Source organism: Treponema lecithinolyticum ATCC 700332 (assembly GCA_000468055.1).
In the GTDB taxonomy this organism is placed as follows: domain Bacteria; phylum Spirochaetota; class Spirochaetia; order Treponematales; family Treponemataceae; genus Treponema_C; species Treponema_C lecithinolyticum.
The window spans coordinates 142,492-156,888 of the sequence record KI260554.1; the positions used below are offsets into that span (position 1 = coordinate 142,492).

The following is a 14,397-nucleotide window of genomic DNA, read 5'->3' on the forward strand; positions in this document are numbered from 1 at the left end:
GCGCAATTATGGGGGGAAAATGAAACATTTTCAAAAACTTGCAATTGCGCTTTTAGTTGTATGCGCTGCCGCTTTTACCGCGTGTTCCGGTTCCGGAAAAAATGCTTTAAAAGACGGCGTGTATATGCAGTCTTCCGGCGGACACAACGGTCTTGTTACGTTAAAAACCGTCATAAAAGATGGTAAAATAACGGACATTGCAACCGTAGAAAGCTCTGAAACCAAAGGGCTCGGACAAGAGGGTATTAACCTTTTATGCCGCTCTATGACGGAAAACAACAGTATCCGCGTAGACAGTGTAACCGGAGCAACCGTATCTTCAAACTGTGTAAAACGGATTATGCAGGAAACCTTAAAGCAAGCAGGCGCTTCGGACAAAGCTATTCAAGCTATGCCTGAAGTTCGCGTGAGACCCCTTGCCGACAAAACATCGTACGATTACGATGTGGTAATCGTCGGTGCCGGGGGAGCCGGTTTAACCGCCGCCATTACGGCAAAACAAAACGGAGCTTCCGTTGTTATTTTGGAAAAAAACGGTTTTGCCGGCGGTAATACAATGGTATCCGGCGGCGGTTTAAACGTTGCAGGTTCCGATTTGCAGCAAAAAAAAGGCATTGCAGACAGCACTGAAAAATTTACCGAAGACACTTTAAAAGGCGGCGATAACAAAAACAACCCCGCTTTAGTCGGTATTATGGCGCGTTCTTCCGTAGCTGCGTACAATTGGCTGCGCGACGATATCGGCGTTCCTTTTATTCAAGAACGCGTGCAACAGTTCGGCGGACATTCGGTTCCCCGCGCGTGTATTCCCGTAGGAAACACCGGCTATACGATAACCGATGCACTGTTAAAAAAATGCGAACAGATGGGAATCGATATTTTTTATCAAACAAAAGCCGTAAAATTGGTAAAAGAAAACGATAGTGTTTCCGCAGTTGAAGCGGAAAACGGCGGTAAAACCGTTACCTTTAAAGCCAACAAAGGCGTCGTTTTAGCAACCGGCGGATTCGGAGCCAACGTTGCCATGCGCACAAAGTACAACAGCGCTTACGGTGAAGAATATAAAACAACGTGTATACAAGCCGCGCAGGGCGACGGTATTGTAATGGCATTGGATATCGGTGCAAAACTGGTCGACATGGACTACATTCAAGTGTATCCTACGTGCAATCCTTTGACCGGTATTATTTCGTATGTGGCGAATTCCCGCTTTGACGGAGCCGTTTTGGTAAACAAAGAAGGACATCGTTTTACGAACGAAGGCGGCAGACGCGACGTTATTTCTCAAGCAATTCTTGCCCAAACGGGTAAATGCGCTTATTTGGTATGGGGAAGCGAAATCGAAAGCGTCGGCAATATGACGCAAATACACAGCAAAGAATTTGAGCAAATGAAAGAGATGAAATTGATTGTACAAGCCGATTCTTTGGAAGATGCCGCAAAAGAAGCCGGTTTGGATGTGCAAGCGTTTCTTGCCGAAATTGCGGAATACAATTCGTTTGTAGACGGTAAAAAAGATCCCAAATACCAAAAAACGGGCGCGTTTAGAAAAATTGAAAACGGTCCCTTTTATATTCAAACGGTTACTCCGTCTACACATCACACGATGGGCGGTGTTGCAATCGACGAAAGTACACGCGTGCAAAGCGAAGCCGGCGGCACGATCGGAAATTTGTGCGCTGCAGGTGAAGTTGTCGGCGGCATTCACGGCACCAACCGTTTGGGCGGCAACGCCATTACCGACGTCGTTGTGTTCGGCCGCATTGCCGGAAAAACCGTTTCGCAAAATTAAAATATCCGTATACTACGTGATTGTTTAATAATATTTGCCGTTCGGCTGTACTGTCGTTTTATTGCCGGTACCGCCGAGCGGTTTTTTTATTGTAATTGAAGCGTATTAAAAGTCAAAAAGTAAATATGCCGTTTATACCGTAACTTTTTGCATAAATTATTATGATTGCTATTAAGATACATATCATAATTGTGTTACAGATTATTAACGGTTTTGACAATTTCCAATCTTGAGAAATAAATTTAGATATCATTCGTGCAAACAACGTAAATATATTGGTCATGCAAATAAGCCACAAATTACCGATAAAGATAACTTTAAAAATGGGAAGTGTTCTTATATTGACAAGTAAATTATCGAGTATGCTTATACTGCCGAAAATAACAAAAGAAAGAGCGGTAAAAATTGAAATTAAAGAAATAAGCTGTGTTGTTATGTTCTTTTCATAATAGTCCAACTTGGGTTTTATTTTAGTATCATATTCATCTTTATATTTTGTATCAAATAAATTATTGACTTCGGCTTTTATGTTTTCTTTTGTTGTGTTATATGCTGCTCTTTGGATGGTTGCGAGATTGCAATGATCAAGAAATTTTAATAAAAGTTTATAGTTCCTTTCGGATACGGGAACAAGAGTTTGTGAAAAGTCTTGTTCGGATATTTCTGTATCATCAGGAAGAGTTTCTTCTTTTTTTACTTTTGAAATACTGTCTGCTATATTTTGAGTGATTGAAGAAACTTCTTCATCGTTGGACTTTGAAAGAATAAAATTGGAAATGGTAGAATAAAAAAAACGATCATAATTTTTGATATATGTGTTAAATTCTAAAAGCCATTTTTTAAAATTAAAATTCGAAGATATAAGACTGTTACATAATTGTTCTTGTGCTTCTCTCAGTTGTTGAACATAACTGTCTTTGTTTTCTTTTTTTGGCTCGGCTTGGTCAAGAATTTCAGAATTTACATCTGCCATAACCTATTGCCTTCTAAAATATTGTTCCATTGAATCAAGCGTGATTACGGGTGAAAACGGATTTTCACGAGCTCTTTTCCAAGGTGTTTGATTATGAGTAATTTCTACAAGTTGGTATGTCGGGTAATGAGAACAAAAATCAAGCATATTTTTTATTCTAGAGGCGCTCTCTTCATCTATACTCACAGCTGTATCAGTGCTCGCAATATCAAAACTGCCGAAAAGCTTGTACTCATGATATACAGATGTAACAACGGGTCCAAAGTCCCATGCTTCTATCGGATCGGAAAAACAAGGTTTTCCCGTTTCTACTATAAATTTTGCCTGTATAAAATAGAGTAATTTTTGCAAGCGAAGATTACTTATTTCCCGTCCTTCTTCGTGCTCATGGTTTATGATGTATTTTGCGATATCCAATGCACGGTATGTATTTGTCATTTTACTAACCTCCTGTAAAATGCATCTACTTATCTGCATTGTAGGGTGCTGTGCTGCACCTTAAACAATGTATTCAATATAAGTAATATAGTATGTTTTTTTTATTATGACAATAGTGAGAACTGGAGTTTTATAAAAGGGAAGCGAGTTGCTGCGCATATTTTTTTACGGCGCTTCGTCCCAAAGCCGTTGCGCTGTAGAGAGTCAGCGGCTTGCGGTTTACAAAAAGTTTTTCCACTGTTAAATAGCCGGCGTTTTCGAGTTTTTTACAGTGGGCGGTTAAATTGCCGTCGGTCGCGTGCACTTTATCGCGCAGAGCGGTAAATTCAATTTTTTCGCAGCCGAGCAAAACGGACATAACCGCAAGCCGTAAACGGGAGGACAGCTGTTCGTCGAAAGCGCGGTGGTCGAACGAAGCGCCGCGCCGCTTATCATCGCTCATCGCCGGTTTTCTTTTTTCTCATAATAAGTAATCCTGTAAAGGCAGGAATTGCCAGCAATGCAAAGGTTGCGCCGGCGATAACAAACGGTGCGTTATACGGAGAGACGAGCAGGCAGCTGAGGGCACACGCCGCCCAGAGGGCGCTTTCAAGGTACATTAAAAGCTGAACTTTTTTTTGTACGAGAGTTCCGCTGACGGCGCTGCCTATGGCTATCAGAATTCCGATGTTAAAAAATATTACAGCGAATGCGATTTTTCCGACCATAAAGAATACAAAGTTCAGCATAATTGTAAAACCTATGCTGCCCCATAAAGCGGCAAAAATACGGTCGGATGCTCTTTGTATTTTTACCTGCCGATCCCGCCGAAAATACAGCGACAAAAAAAGCTGGCAAAGTCCTACGAGCGCAAGCCAAAAAAGCCAAACGAATTTTGCCAGCTCCAAATGAACAAAAAAGTACGTTGCGGCAGTTCCGGCAGGAATAGCGATGCCGTACAGCAAAAAAGGAACGAGCATTGTTTCAAAGCCGGCTTGCGCATCTTCTGCTAACGCGCCGATCAGCGCCAGTCGTTCTTTTATTTCTTCGCTGTTCATCATTTGCTCCGCTTATAAATAGTTTTATAATTTTAGCGTATGGGAATGGTGTAGCGCAAGCCTGCTTTTGCACAAAAACCTAAGTTTCCTCCGCCTATTTCCGTAAAAAGGCTTAAACCGACCGGGGTTTCATCCATAAAATATTCAAAGCCGAAAAAACCGTGTCCGCCGTACTTAGCTTTAGGTTCCCCGTCTTTCATCGGAAACAAAAACAAAGCGCCGCCGCCGCCATATAAGCGGATATTTGCCGTTTTCATAATGTGACCGCCCATAACGGAACAGTCAAGAACAAAAAAGCCGTTGCGGTTTTCCTTGTTCGGAAAAAAGTATTCCGTGTTTGCCCGAAACCCCAGAGAATTGGCAATCAGCCACGGCGAAGTAAGAGCAGCGGATATGCCGAATTTATTGTTCCTGCCGACCAGGGCATAATCAATACCGACGCCCGTTTTGGAACTTTTATTCCAAGCACAACCTTCTTTTGCAAACGAAAAAGTGCATACGGCACACAACAACAAAATACAGAAGATAATTTTTTTCATATCAAACTCCTTAAAAAGACTATAGCACATATGCTTTGTTTTGTAAAGTACTTTATAAAACAGGGTTTTGGCGACGGGGGACGTTTTTGAGGCAATAGCTTTGTAATTCATTCTTATTATTGTTGTTACTATAACTATTGAGCTTCTATTGACAGTAGCCGAAAGAAGCGTTAAATTTGCAAACGAGTTGCAAATTGTGCCGCCGCTAGGGTAGGAGTACATATAATGATATTGGCTTTTTTAGGAATCATCTTACAAGCTTTTCCGTTTTTAATAACCGGAGTTTTGCTTTCTTCCTTAATACAACTGTTTGTTTCCAAGCAATTTATAGAGCGGCATTTTCCGAAAAATATTCCGCTCGGTATTTTGTTTTCGCTGATGGGCGGATTTTGTCTTCCCGTATGCGACTGCGTTTCCATTCCGGTATTCCGCAGTTTGGTAAAAAAAGGAATACCGCTAACGTCAGCCGTTATATTTATGACTGCCGCTCCGGTAATTAATCCGGTTGTGATTCTTTCCACGTATTATGCTTTTAACGGAAATATGCGCATTGTTGCAGTCCGTATTTTGCTCGGTATTTTTTGTTCAGTGTGTATCGGGTTATCCTTTTTAATCCGCGAGCCGAAAGAAGTGCTTCTTGCAGGAGAGCATTTCGGCGGAGTAAACGGATGTTCGTGCGGTTGTGCACACAGCGATGAACACACACACGAAGCTTGCTGCTCCTGTGCAGCGGATGAAGAGCACACACCTGTCCCCGGTAAAACGAACACCGGCGGAAAGCCGCAAAACCGCTTTGTGCATTTTTTGGAACATGCGCGAGTTGAGTTTTTTAGCGTAGGGACTTATTTAATTGTAGGTGCTGCAATCTCTGCAGTTTTTCAAGTGGTCGGCGGTAAGCTGCCGTTCAGTACATCGTTTTCGGGCAAAGCGGTTTCGCTGTTTGTAATGATGGCATTTGCATTTTTATTTTCGTTGTGCTCGTCTTCCGACGCTGTGGTCGCCCGCACGTTTATGCCTCGTTTTTCAATCGGTGCGGTGTTAGGCTTTTTGGTATTCGGTCCGATGATGGACATAAAAAACATCCTTATGCTTTCAGGCGGCTTTACTAAAAAATTCAGTTTTCGCCTTTTGATTTCCTCTTTTATTGTGTGTTATGCAGTGCTTTTACTGTGTATGCTTTGCGGCTTGGAGGCGATACTATGAACAGTATAAACAAAAAAAATGTTGACATACAAACGCTTGCGGAAGCCGCCGTTTGTGCCTTATTCGGCTTGTTTCTTTTTAAACTGACTTTTACCGACGCTTTTTTATCTTACCTTACTCCGCGTATGAAACCGTGGCTTTTTTTTACGGCACTGGTTATGCTGCTGTGGGCATTTTCTGCGGTAAAATCCGCGTTCGCAGGACAGCACTCTCTTGCGCCGACAGCGTCCGCAGTTATACTTATTCCTTTTATTTTATTGCTTTTACCGCGCTCACAAATAGACATCAATTCGCTTTCTTATGCCCCCGGTATCGGACGCGCTTCGGTGCAGTCGTCGCCGGCTCAAAGCACTATAAAAAACAACCCGTTTATAACTGTGCCGGCGCAAACGCTGACGCAAAGCGATGAAACGGCAAGCCAAGCAGATTCGGAAGCGGCGCGTAAACGGGCGTCTTTTCTTGCAGGCTATGATGAAAAAAATAAAACCATTGCAATCGATAATGAAGAATTTTTACAATGGGTAGATCTTATTTATAAATATCCTTTTGAATTTGAAGATTACCGCATTACCGTTACGGGAATGATGTTTCACGATCCGCAGTTTATGGGCGAACAAGAATTTATACCTGCGCGCCTTTTGATGGTGTGCTGCGCGGCGGATTTAATTCCCTATGGTCTTGTGTGCCGGTATAACGGTGTTGACACCTTGGAAAAAGGCGAATGGCTCAGCGTAACCGGAAAAATCGTTGTGGGAGAATACCACGGTAATCCGGAAGCACAAGTTCAAGTGGAGTCGATAACAAAAGCGCAGCCTTTTGACGCATACGTGTATCCGCAGATGTAAAATAAGAAAAACTATGCTTGTCCGGCGCTCGGATATTCGTTACACAATAGCCGGTAGGGTTTTTCGTCTTCTTCGATTTTCGGGAAGCGTCCGATATTTTCGTAAAAACGGTTATCGGTGGTGTCGTCGTTGCATTGCGACACTTCGCCTATAAGGACGGTACCGGAACCTGCAACAACCGAAAAATCATGATATTGGTACGGCCACAGAGTGATGCTTTGTCCTGCTTGCAGCAAAATTTTTGTTCCGGGCTTTACGTAATAAGAGCGACCGTCGCTGTTAACGAGCACTTCCGTTTGCTCCAAAGAACCGTCCGGTGCACCGTTGTATACACCGATGCATAAAGTACCGCCGCCGCGGTTGATTATGTCTTCGCTTTTTTTCCAATGAAAATGTCTGGGCGCTGTTTGCCCATCTCGCAGCATAAGCAATTTTTCCGCATAGGTTTTTTTGTATTTCGGGTTATGTTGATTTCCATTGCGAAGCGTTATGAGGGCAAATCCGCATTTGTCAAAATCACCGAGACCGAAGTCGGTAATATCCCATCCGAGCATATTATCTCGTATTTCATCGTATTCATGATTTTTATGCAGCCATTCTTCGGGTGTCCAAAAACAAAAAGGCGGCAAAGAAAAATTAAATTTTTCGATAAGGGTTTCCATTTCTTTAATAACGCGATTGATTTCAGATCTCTTCACAGCGTTTTTTTTCCTTGTATAAATCGTACAGTGCACACACATCTTTATACGCTCGTAAGCCGTCTGTTCCGTTTAATTTTGAAAGGGAACACGAAGCGCATGCGGTGCCCAGCTTCATCGCTTCGGTTATGGGCTGTTCTGTATATGCTGCGTACAAAACACCCGCGCAATATGCATCGCCTGCTCCCGTTTTTCCCTTTATATAACCGGCAGGTAAATTAAGGCTGGAAAGAGTATAGGTTTTTGCCGTTTTACAATCTAAGCCGAAGCTGCATTCTGCAGAGTGAATAATTACCCATGTTGAAACGCCGTATTGCGCAAGAGTGTGCAAAGCTTTTTTTGCTCGGCTGTTTAAGTCGTTTAAGTTGGCTGTTGCCGTATTCAAAGGAATGCCGGTAACTTCTGTCGCTTCCAACTCGTTGATTACGCAAAAATCGGTGTACCGCAAAGCCGCACGTACTATAGGTTGTACGTGCGCTCCATGGCGTGAAACCATATCGATCGACGTTTTTAATCCGCGTTTTTGTGCCTGGCATAAAATTTTTGCCGCATGAGTACCGTATCCGGAATCCGCCTCATCAAGTTTTTGCATTAAAAGAAGATATTCAAGTTGAAAAATATCGGCGTTCAAAGCATTCCAATCGATATAGCGTTCGCCGTATACGTTGTTTGCGCCCGGAAAGTGAAAAAAAGTACGCTGTTTTGTATTGTGTGCATCCATCACTAAAGTTGTTGCGGTTTTTCCTTCTCTGGTTATATTTGCAGTATCGATGTTTGCGTACGGGGCAAAAGATGAAAGAATGTACTCACCGGCTTCGTCGTACCCTACAAAACCCGAAACTTTTACGGGCAAGCTGCCATCAAGCTTTGCCAAATCCAAAATAAGATTTCCGGTTCCGCCGACATCGGTGTGTACATCGGTAATTTCGGTTAAGTGCCCTTCTGCCGGATACAACGGCACAGCATAGTGCGTATCTACGATGAGAGAACCTGCTACTGCAATTCCTTTTTTCATGCGTACTTCCTTACGGGATTACGGGGTTTCGGAAAAAATCTCTATAACTTTTTTAACGTCTTGCTTCATGGCTTCAACGGCAATTGCCGAAATATCGTGAAAAAAAACAGGTGCTTGTTCTGTGTTGGCGGAAGCTGTATCCGTTTTGTTTATTTTTTCTTTAACCGCTTGAGCTGCGTATAAAGACATATACGTATAATAATTGATTTTAGATATACCGTTTTGTATAGCCGTTTGAAATTCGGCTTTTGTTAATCCGGATCCGCCGTGCATAACGAGGGGAACTTTTATTTCTTTGCGTATTTTTTTTACAAGTTCAAGGTCAAGCTTCGGTTTTGTGTTATAAATGCCGTGTGCCGTTCCGAACGCTATTGCAAGGGCGTCAACTTTTGTTTGTTTAACAAATTCCCGTGCTGCTTGAGGATCAGTGTAGGGATTTTCCGTTTGTGCTGTTTTGTGGGCGTTCCCGGAAGCCGTTGTGCTGCCGTCCGCTTGTAAAGTAAAAATCCGCCCCAGTTCGGCTTCTACCGATACGTTTGCCGCATGAGCTGCCCGTACGACATCTTGCGTTAAACGGATATTATCTTCGTACGGCAAGGTTGACGCGTCGATCATAACCGAAGTAAAACCGAGTCGTATACCCTGCATACACACTTCAAAACTTGAACCGTGGTCGAGGTGTACGGCGACCGGAACCTTTGTTTTACGGGCAAAATACAGCATAATTTCAGCGGCATCTGAAATTTCCAAAAACGGACTGTGTACGCTCGCATATTCCATAATAACCGCTTTTCCTGTTTCTTCGGCAGCTTTACACACTGCTTGAGCGGTTTGCCAGTTTGTAATGTTAAAAGCGCCGCATGCTATTTTTTTGCGCTGCGCCGATTTAAGAATTTCGGATAAACAAACTAACATAAAAAACCTCTATTTTTTGTTGCGTGTTCTTAAAAAATCCATAAACACGGCGAGTAAAATAACCAATCCTTTTACTACGTATTGCCAAAAGGAATTAACGTTCATTAAGTTTAAGCCGTTATTTAAAAATCCTATAATTAAAGCACCGATAATGGTTCCGCCGATTTTTCCCGCCCCGCCGGACATAGACGTACCGCCGACAACAACTGCCGCTATTGCGTCAAGTTCCGCTCCGTTTCCTGCCGTCGGCTGTCCCGAATACATACGGGAAGCTAAAACAACGCCTGCAATTCCTGCCATAAAACCTGAGTATGTGTATACCCAAAATTTTACCTTTGTAACGGATATTCCCGAAAAGACAGCAGCCTGAACGTTTCCGCCTACCGCATAGATATGCCGCCCGAAGCGGGTGCTGTTCATCAATATTCCTGTTAGAATTAAAACAACAGCCAATATAATTACAGGTGTGGGGAATACGCCGATATAACCGGCGCCGATAAATTGCCATTCTTTGGAAACGATGCGTACCGGAGAGCCGCCGGTATATACATAAGCAAAACCGCGTGCAATATCCATTGTAGCGAGTGTTACAATAAAGGGCGGGATAGTTGTTTTTGCTATAATGGCGCCGTTAAACATACCGAATACAACACCGACAACTAAGCCTATACAAACCGCCGCTTGTATGGGCAGTCCGTAACGGGCAACTCCGGCGGCAGCAATACAACCGGAAAGAGCTACTATCGAACCGACCGATAAATCGATTCCGCCTAAAATAATAACCATAGTCATACCGCATGCCAAGTATAGGTTGGTGGATATTTGGCGCAATACGTTAAACATATTTTGCGATTTTAAAAACGCTTTTGCCGTTGCAGGGTTTAAAGATAAAAACAAATACAGCACTATAAAAGCGATTATAATCCCCATGTTCTCTTTAAAATACCGTCCGATTCCGCGTCCGATATGTAATTTTTTTATCCAAGCGTTATTCATACCTTATTCCTCCGCCGCAAGCTTCATTATTTTTTCTTGGCTTACATCCGTGTGGTCGATACAGCCGGTTATTTTTCCCTGTGCCATAACATAAACACGGTCGCTCATATTGATGATTTCGGGAAGCTCTGATGAAATCATAATGATGGAAATTCCTTGTTTTACCAAATAGTTCATAATTGCATATATTTCGGCTTTTGCACCTACGTCTACACCGCGGGTCGGTTCATCCAAAATTAAAACGGCAGGCTTTGTTGCAAGCCATCTGCCGATCATAACTTTTTGCTGGTTTCCTCCGGAAAGCAAGCCGACGCTTTGTTCAAGAGAGGGTGTTTTTGTTTTCATCATACCTGTGTATTTTTGTGCAATTTCGGCCTCCCGTTTTTTATTAGAAAAAATACCTGTAATAAATTCATGCAAAACTTCTATGGATGTATTATATGCAACACTTTGGACGTGGTATAAACCTTCCAGTTTTCTGTCTTCGGGAACAAAAGCCATTCCTTCGTTTACGGCTTGAACCGCTGTTTTAAAGCGAACTTCTTTTCCGCGTAAAAAGATTTTTCCCGTATACTTTTTTTTCAAACCAAAAATACAGTGCATGGTTTCGCTTCTGCCGGCTCCGATAAGACCCGCCATTCCGACGATTTCGCCTTTGCGCACGGTAAAAGAAACGTCTTGTACCGTATTGCCGTCGGACAAGTGTTCAACACGTAAAATTTCTTCCGACGGGTTTTGAAATTCCCGTGTATAATACTGTTCGAGTGTCCGCCCGACCATCATGGAAATAAGCGCATCTTTTGTTATATTTTTAACCGTTTCAGTTCCTACATATTCGCCGTCGCGCAAAACCGTTACGCGGTCGCATATTTGCCACAGCTCGCTCATTTTATGAGAAATATAAATAATGCCGACGCCTTTTTGCGTTAACGTTTTTATGATGGTAAATAAAAAGTCTACTTCTTTATCGGAAATGGAAGATGTGGGTTCATCCATTACTAGAATTTTTGAATTAAATGAAATCGCTTTAACGATTTCCACCATTTGCCGTTGGGCGATAGTTAAATCGGCAATCAATGTTTCCGGTCCGAAATTCAAATGATAGTCTTTGAGCAATTGTTCGGTTTCGGCGTTCATTTTGGGTTTGTTTACAAAACCGTTTTTAAGCGGTTCTCTGCCTAAAAAAATATTTTCGGCAACAGTCATATACGGCACAAGAACCAATTCTTGATGGATAATTGCCACACCGTTTTTTTGTGCGTCAAAAACAGTATGTATGGCGGTTTTTTTTCCTTGAATGTAAATTTCGCCTTCGTCGGCTTGATAAATTCCGCCCAACACTTTAATCAATGTGGATTTTCCTGCTCCGTTTTCTCCGAGTAAAGCGTGTACTTCTCCTTTTTTTAATTCAAAATGTATGTTTTTTAACGCATATACTCCGGGGAAGCGTTTGTGAATGTTTTTCATTTCGAGCAATGTGTATTCGCTCATGGGTTGCTGTCCTTAAAATAAAAAAATGTGCGGCATAAACAGCCTGCACCGCCGGCTTGTCAGACGGTGCAGGCTAAAGCCGGTTTTTATTGCCAGCCTTGCGTTCCGTATTTTGCAACGTTGTCTTTTGTGATTAAAAAGGTCGAAACAGGATAGCGTGCATCGACTTTTTCTCCGTTTACGATTTTGTACATCAGTTCAACGGATTTTTTTGCAATTGCCATCGGAGACTGTGCGCCGCTTCCTTCTATTAAGGAATTACCGCTTGCCAATTCTTTTTTTATATCGGGCGAACCGTCTACGCCGTAAATTTTAGCATTTTTAATGCCGGCGGCATTTGCTGCCGCCAATGCGCCTAGCGCGGTAGGATCGTTACCGCCGAAAATGGCGACGACGTCAGGGTTTGCTTGTAAAAGGTCTTCGGCAATACCCATTGAAACTTGCAAATTGCCTTTTGCATCTTGCTGAGCAACAATGGTAAAATTATGACCTTTAATGGCATCGAGGAAACCGTTTGTCCGGTCTACAACGGAGTTCATTGTCGGAGAATCCAAAACAATAATTTTTCCGCCCTTGGGACATTTTTTTACAAGGTCTTCGCCGCATACTTTACCGGCGTTGTAGTTATCCGATCCGGTGTATGTTGCAACATAGCTCATTTCTGCAACTTCGGTATCGAAATTAACGATAGGAATTCCCGCCGCTTTTAACTGATCTAAAGCGGGAATAATGCCTTCAGCTTCTGCCGGGTTCAAAAAGATACCGTCGATATCTTGGGCAATAACGTCTTCCACTTGCTGTATTTGGCGGGTAACGTTGTTTGCCGGATCTACGGAAATCAATTGGTCTCCGCGTTTTTCAACTTCTTGACGGATTGTTTTTTCAATTAAAACAAAAAACGGGTTGGATTGGTCCATGCACGTAAAACCGAATTTATAGTGCTTGGCGCCGTCTTTCATTCCGGCTTCTTTTGAACCGTTGGCAAAAAGGCTTACGGCTGCTATTAACAAAATTAATGCGCTTGCGAATTTTTTCATATGCGCCTCCTTATACTATTCAGTATAAAGGCTTATATTAAAAGCACAAGTGCTATTTGTCATCAATTTACTATGACAAATGTCATTTTTTATTGTTTTTCCAATCGGGTTTGCACGGTTTGCTGCAGCGATTGCAAGTTAATGCCCGCATCTTTTTTTTCCGCAATAATACTCTTTATTTTTGTATCGGCAAAAACCATGTGTTCTTCGTAATTTTGGAATTTGGGAGGCACAATGCTGTAATTCATAATATACGACAAAAGAGAGCTGTTGTATTGCTTATCATCTGTGTCCATGTTTTCGGTTAAAAGGCGCATCGCTTCATCGGAAACGGCAATGCGCCGTAATGCGGATGCTCCGTTTGCATAGCGGTATAAGGCGGTTTGTATTTCGTTATCGTATACAAAGGTTTTTAAAAGTTCATAAGCGTATTGCGCATGCTTTGTGTATGCGCTGATCCCCATCAAAAGCGTGTCCATTTCGGAAACATTGCTTCCGGCAAAGCCTGCCGGCATAGTTAAATAGCGCCACTCGTAATCGAGGTTTTTTGTTATTTTATAAGGATAAGATGTGTACATACGATATTCCGCAAAAGATAAGGGCATAAAAGCAACTTTTCCTTCATCAAAATCCTGTTGGGTAAAAATTTGTTCTTCTGTCAGCGATGTAAGGTTTTGCATAAAACGTACCGACTCAACAACATTCGGATTTGAAAAAAAAGACTTTTTTCCCGCATCGTCGAACAAACGGGCGTTGTTTGAGTAAACGGCTTGCTGCCACGTGTAGCGGCACACGCCGGCGCTGTCTAAAGCAAAATCTCCGTTTTTGTCGGCGGTCATTTTTTTACACAAAAAATAAAAATCGTTCCATGTCCAGTTTTTGCCGGGCAGAGCACAGCCGTGTCGGTCGAGCAAGGTTTTATTTACTGCCATAAGCATAAAGTTTACTTCATAGGGCAGGGCGTACAAAGCATTCCTGTACATACCCGAATTCCACGCTCCGGTAAAATAATCGGTTTTTTTAAGAGAAGCATCCGCTTGTACCATATTGTCGAGGTTTTTTAAAAGATGCATGGCTGCCAATTTGTTAAATTGGCTGTTTAAAATCATAGCAACGTCGGGGATTTTTCCTAACAGCACTTGTTGAGAAAACCATTCTTCGTAATCGCATTTTCTAATACCTGAATAATAGTGGATGCGGATATGGGGGTGGGTTTTTTCAAATTTTGCAATAGCGGTGTCTATAATTCGGTAGTTGTCGCCTTGCGACATTTCCCAATTGCTGTCGACAAACATACCTAATTCCAGTGTAATTGTTTTGGTTTTTTGTAAATAAAAAACGGAACCCAGGGCGGCTCCTGCCGAAAAAACTATAAAAATAAGTGCATAGATTATGTGTTTACTGCGGATTTTCATTTG

At 42.4% G+C, this 14,397-nt stretch carries 15 protein-coding genes; 3 read left to right on the forward strand and 12 right to left on the reverse strand.

Annotated features, from left to right (window positions below; translation table 11 throughout):
• The first annotated feature begins 19 nt into the window (after positions 1-19).
• Positions 20-1,792 (forward strand): flavocytochrome c, encoded by a 1,773-nt coding sequence (locus tag HMPREF9193_RS01310; protein ID WP_021686237.1) that lies wholly within the window; start codon positions 20-22, stop codon positions 1,790-1,792.
• A 112-nt stretch (positions 1,793-1,904) separates the two neighbouring features.
• Here the strand turns inward: HMPREF9193_RS01310 and HMPREF9193_RS01315 are convergent, their stop codons facing one another.
• The 5 genes from HMPREF9193_RS01315 to HMPREF9193_RS11240 all read right to left on the reverse strand — a co-directional run bounded on the left by HMPREF9193_RS01315 (position 1,905) and on the right by HMPREF9193_RS11240 (position 4,779).
• On the reverse strand, positions 1,905-2,765 hold the full coding sequence (locus tag HMPREF9193_RS01315) for a hypothetical protein (protein WP_021686238.1): 861 nt from the start codon (positions 2,763-2,765) through the stop codon (positions 1,905-1,907).
• A 3-nt stretch (positions 2,766-2,768) separates the two neighbouring features.
• Positions 2,769-3,203 (reverse strand): Panacea domain-containing protein, encoded by a 435-nt coding sequence (locus HMPREF9193_RS01320; protein ID WP_040847200.1) that lies wholly within the window; start codon positions 3,201-3,203, stop codon positions 2,769-2,771.
• A 130-nt stretch (positions 3,204-3,333) separates the two neighbouring features.
• On the reverse strand, positions 3,334-3,645 hold the full coding sequence (locus HMPREF9193_RS01325; protein WP_021686240.1) for a winged helix-turn-helix domain-containing protein: 312 nt from the start codon (positions 3,643-3,645) through the stop codon (positions 3,334-3,336).
• On the reverse strand, positions 3,635-4,240 hold the full coding sequence (locus HMPREF9193_RS01330) for a hypothetical protein (protein ID WP_040847202.1): 606 nt from the start codon (positions 4,238-4,240) through the stop codon (positions 3,635-3,637). Before HMPREF9193_RS01330 ends, HMPREF9193_RS01325 begins: the two co-directional genes overlap by 11 nt.
• 32 nt (positions 4,241-4,272) lie before the next feature.
• Positions 4,273-4,779 carry a hypothetical protein gene (locus tag HMPREF9193_RS11240; protein ID WP_040847286.1) on the reverse strand — a complete coding sequence of 169 codons (507 nt, stop codon included), beginning with the start codon at positions 4,777-4,779 and terminating at the stop codon, positions 4,273-4,275.
• 225 nt (positions 4,780-5,004) lie between these two features.
• Between HMPREF9193_RS11240 and HMPREF9193_RS01340 the strand changes: the two genes are divergently transcribed.
• A complete protein-coding gene (locus tag HMPREF9193_RS01340) occupies positions 5,005-5,982 on the forward strand; it encodes a permease (RefSeq protein WP_021686243.1) in 978 nt (325 codons plus the stop codon).
• Entirely contained in the window at positions 5,979-6,827 is an 849-nt protein-coding gene (locus HMPREF9193_RS01345) for a TIGR03943 family putative permease subunit (RefSeq protein ID WP_021686244.1), read from the forward strand. The genes HMPREF9193_RS01340 and HMPREF9193_RS01345 overlap by 4 nt, the downstream gene beginning before the upstream one ends.
• Positions 6,828-6,838: 11 nt before the next feature.
• Here the strand turns inward: HMPREF9193_RS01345 and HMPREF9193_RS01350 are convergent, their stop codons facing one another.
• The 7 genes from HMPREF9193_RS01350 to HMPREF9193_RS01380 form a co-directional block, all read right to left on the reverse strand.
• Positions 6,839-7,525, reverse strand: a complete 687-nt coding sequence (locus HMPREF9193_RS01350; RefSeq protein WP_021686245.1) for a D-lyxose/D-mannose family sugar isomerase — start codon at positions 7,523-7,525, stop codon at positions 6,839-6,841.
• Positions 7,512-8,540 carry a carbohydrate kinase family protein gene (locus HMPREF9193_RS01355; protein WP_021686246.1) on the reverse strand — a complete coding sequence of 343 codons (1,029 nt, stop codon included), beginning with the start codon at positions 8,538-8,540 and terminating at the stop codon, positions 7,512-7,514. Before HMPREF9193_RS01355 ends, HMPREF9193_RS01350 begins: the two co-directional genes overlap by 14 nt.
• Before the next feature lie 18 nt (positions 8,541-8,558).
• The gene (locus tag HMPREF9193_RS01360; RefSeq protein WP_021686247.1) at positions 8,559-9,455 is read right to left on the reverse strand and encodes a class II fructose-bisphosphate aldolase; all 897 of its coding nucleotides are present in this window, start codon (positions 9,453-9,455) and stop codon (positions 8,559-8,561) included.
• 9 nt (positions 9,456-9,464) lie between these two features.
• Positions 9,465-10,451: an ABC transporter permease gene (locus tag HMPREF9193_RS11130; protein WP_021686248.1), complete on the reverse strand. Its 987-nt coding sequence runs from the start codon at positions 10,449-10,451 to the stop codon at positions 9,465-9,467.
• Between the two features lie 3 nt (positions 10,452-10,454).
• On the reverse strand, positions 10,455-11,942 hold the full coding sequence (locus tag HMPREF9193_RS11135) for a sugar ABC transporter ATP-binding protein (RefSeq protein ID WP_021686249.1): 1,488 nt from the start codon (positions 11,940-11,942) through the stop codon (positions 10,455-10,457).
• 86 nt (positions 11,943-12,028) lie between these two features.
• Complete coding sequence (locus tag HMPREF9193_RS01375) at positions 12,029-12,979, reverse strand: sugar ABC transporter substrate-binding protein (protein ID WP_021686250.1); 951 nt, start codon at positions 12,977-12,979, stop codon at positions 12,029-12,031.
• A gap of 89 nt (positions 12,980-13,068) precedes the next feature.
• On the reverse strand, positions 13,069-14,394 hold the full coding sequence (locus HMPREF9193_RS01380; protein WP_051305962.1) for an extracellular solute-binding protein: 1,326 nt from the start codon (positions 14,392-14,394) through the stop codon (positions 13,069-13,071).
• Positions 14,395-14,397 lie beyond the last annotated feature (3 nt).